Annotated in this window: 3 protein-coding genes and 1 pseudogene; 3 read left to right on the top strand and 1 reads right to left on the bottom strand. The window is 66.1% G+C overall.

Annotation, left to right across the window (positions count from 1 at the left end):
- Positions 1-130 precede the first annotated feature (130 nt).
- A pseudogene (locus AC14A7_RS11260) lies at positions 131-304 on the bottom strand (NAD(P)-binding domain-containing protein); the annotation flags it as partial.
- Positions 305-675: 371 nt separating this feature from the next.
- Between AC14A7_RS11260 and AC14A7_RS11255 the strand changes: the two are divergent.
- The 3 genes from AC14A7_RS11255 to AC14A7_RS11245 all read left to right on the top strand — a co-directional run.
- Entirely contained in the window at positions 676-1302 is a 627-nt protein-coding gene (locus AC14A7_RS11255; RefSeq protein ID WP_484009066.1) for a 50S ribosomal protein L25/general stress protein Ctc, read from the top strand.
- Between the two features lie 3 nt (positions 1303-1305).
- Positions 1306-1893 carry an aminoacyl-tRNA hydrolase gene (pth, locus tag AC14A7_RS11250; protein ID WP_484009067.1) on the top strand — a complete coding sequence of 196 codons (588 nt, stop codon included), beginning with the start codon at positions 1306-1308 and terminating at the stop codon, positions 1891-1893.
- A 30-nt stretch (positions 1894-1923) separates the two neighbouring features.
- The coding region (locus AC14A7_RS11245; protein ID WP_484009064.1) for an NAD-dependent epimerase/dehydratase family protein at positions 1924-2650 on the top strand (727 nt) is incomplete at its 3' end.

Below are 2650 nucleotides of genomic sequence, written 5' to 3'. Positions count from 1 at the left end.
TGGATCGTGGTCCACTCATCTACCGTGTAGGAGCAGTATTGCTCGGTTTCGGTGTGGCATTCCTCCACAACTTCGGAGTAACCGTTGCCTTTGTCGACCGTCTTCTGCTGGCAGACATCGTGGCTCTCGTCGCGGCGACGAAGTTGGCCTCCGGGTGCGCGTCGAGCACGGTCTGCGTCTTCTCGAAGGAGCGGTTGAAGATGGCAACGGAGTTGCCAGGGCGGCTCGCCAGGTTGCGCGCGAGGTTGGATCCCATGACGGCCATGCCGACGACGCCGATGTTCGCAGTACCTTCAGCAGTCATCGCTGCCACGCTCCTTGAAGTCTGTTTTCCGTCTCAGGACGGCCAAAATCCAAGCCTAGGGCACGCACAAAAGCGTTACCGCGCTGTGAGGTTTTCGACGCAAATTCGCCGCCGATGCACCGCGCCACGCGATCAGGACGGCCACGGCAATGACGGAGATGCCGGAGCCAGCCAGCACATACGCGTCGAATCGCTCTGTGCGGCCGGGGTGCGCCGTCATGTAGACTCACACGGTACTTCGGCGAGGGAATCGCTTCATGCGGTTCCGTTATCGACGCGGTGGATCAGGCTTCTTGTCTTTCCTCACGCTGTCTCGCGTTCGAGTTGAAACACCCCACGAACCCACAAAAGCATCCACCAAGGAGAACACCATGGCCCAGGCCACCAGCAACCACCTCGCAACCGAGGTTCGCGAGTCGTTCGGCAAGGGCGCGGCCCGCAAGATCCGCGCGACCAACAAGATCCCCGCCGTCATCTACGGCCACGGCACCGAGCCGGTTCACGTGACGCTGCCCGGCCACGAGACCGCGCTGATCCTGCGCAAGTCGAACCAGGTGCTCGAGCTCGACATCAACGGCAAGGTCACCCTCGCGCTCGTCAAGGACGTGCAGAAAGACCCAGTGCGCCAGATCATCGAGCACATCGACCTCATCGTCATCCGCAAGGGCGAGAAGGTCACCGTCGACGTCTCGATCCACCTCGAGGGCGAGGCGTTCCCCGGCACGCTCGTCAACCAGGACGCGAACACCATCTCGCTCGAGGCAGAGGCCACCCACATCCCCGAGTCGATCACCGTGTCGATCGAGGGTGCGGAGGACGGCTTCCACGTCTACGCGAAAGACCTGGAGCTGCCGACCGGCTCGAGCCTCGTCACCGACCCCGACACGCTCATCGTCGCCGTCAGCACGGCTGGCGAGCAGGACCTCGGCGACGAGCCGGAGGCCGCAGCAGAGGCTGAGGCTCCCGCCGCCGACGCCGCAGCCGAGGGCGCTGAGTAGCACCTGAACGAATCCATCTGGCTTGTAGTCGGGCTCGGCAACCCCGGGCCCGACTACGCCAGTAATCGTCACAATGTCGGCCAGATGGTTCTGGCCGATCTCGCCGACCGCGCTTCTGCGTCGTTCAAGAGCCACAAGGCGAACGCGGCTGTCGCCGAGGGGCGAACGGGCACGGATGCCCCACGCCTCATCCTCGCGAAGCCGAACACCTACATGAACCTCTCTGGCGGCCCCGTTGCCGCCCTGCTCCGCTTCTACAAGCTCGAGCCGTCGCAGCTCATCGTGGTGCACGACGAGCTCGATATTCCGTTCGACACCATCCGGCTCAAGAGCGGGGGCGGTCACGGAGGCCACAACGGCATCCGCGATATCGCCGCCGCCATCGGCACGCCAGACTTCGTGCGCGTTCGTGTCGGTATCGGGCGTCCACCCGGTCGCCAGCCCGCCGCCGACTTCGTGCTGCGCGACTTCTCTGGCGAGGAGCGCAAGGTTCTTCCCAACCTGCTCGGCGACGCGGCAGACGCCGTCGAGCTCGTGTCGCGCTCCGGTCTCGCCGCGGCCCAACTGAGGTTCCACACCGCCCCCGAGTAACACTCAGGTAGCTCGTCTACTGTCGGCAGCGTGCGCGTTCTACTTGCAGGGTCAACGGGGGCGATCGGGCAAAGCCTCGTTCCCCAGCTTCGCGCTGCCGGCCACGAGGTTGTCGGCCTCTCCCTTTCCCCCCAGGCAGACGTCGCCGTCGACCTGCTCGACCGTGCCGCCGTGCTCGCGCGGCTCGAGGGCGAGTCCTTCGATGCCGTGGTCCACCTTGCGGCGACCGTGTCATCCACGCCGGCGACGCACGCGCAGATGCGCGGCACCAACCGGCTGCGCACCGAGGGAACGAGCGCGCTCATCGCCGTCGCCAAGCAGACGGGCGCGAAGCGGTTCGTCACGGCATCCGCGTTCTATGGCTACGGCTTTCTCGACCATGGCGAGACGCCGCTCACAGAAGACGAGCCGTTCGGTTTTCGAGACGGCAGCGCCAACGACGAGGTGCTTCGCTGCCTGCTGGCCAACGAGCAGCAGGCGCGGGCCTTCGGCGGCATTGCGCTGCGCTACGGCCTCGTGTACGGCGACACCACCGCCCAGGTCTACGACTCGACCTTCGACGGCGTGCTTCCCGTCGTGCACGTGGAGGATGCCGCTGCCGCGGCAGTCAGCGCACTCCGTCGCGGTCGCCGCGGCGCCGCCTACAACATCGCCGACGACCAGCCGCTGAGCTGGCGGGAGCTGCAGCGCTCGCAGGCCATCGCCGAGGGCCGCCGCTTTCCCGTCGGGCTTCCGTCGTGGGCACTGCGCGCCAGCG

Source organism: Conyzicola sp. (genome assembly GCF_057073975.1).
Note: the sequence above shows the minus strand (reverse complement) of the source record. Positions and strands in the feature narration are given on the sequence as shown.

Excerpts from the sequence above, each read along its gene's own strand:
- AC14A7_RS11255 (WP_484009066.1), top strand. The coding sequence starts at position 676 with ATGGCCCAGGCCACCAGCAACCACCTCGCAACCGAGGTTCGCGAGTCG.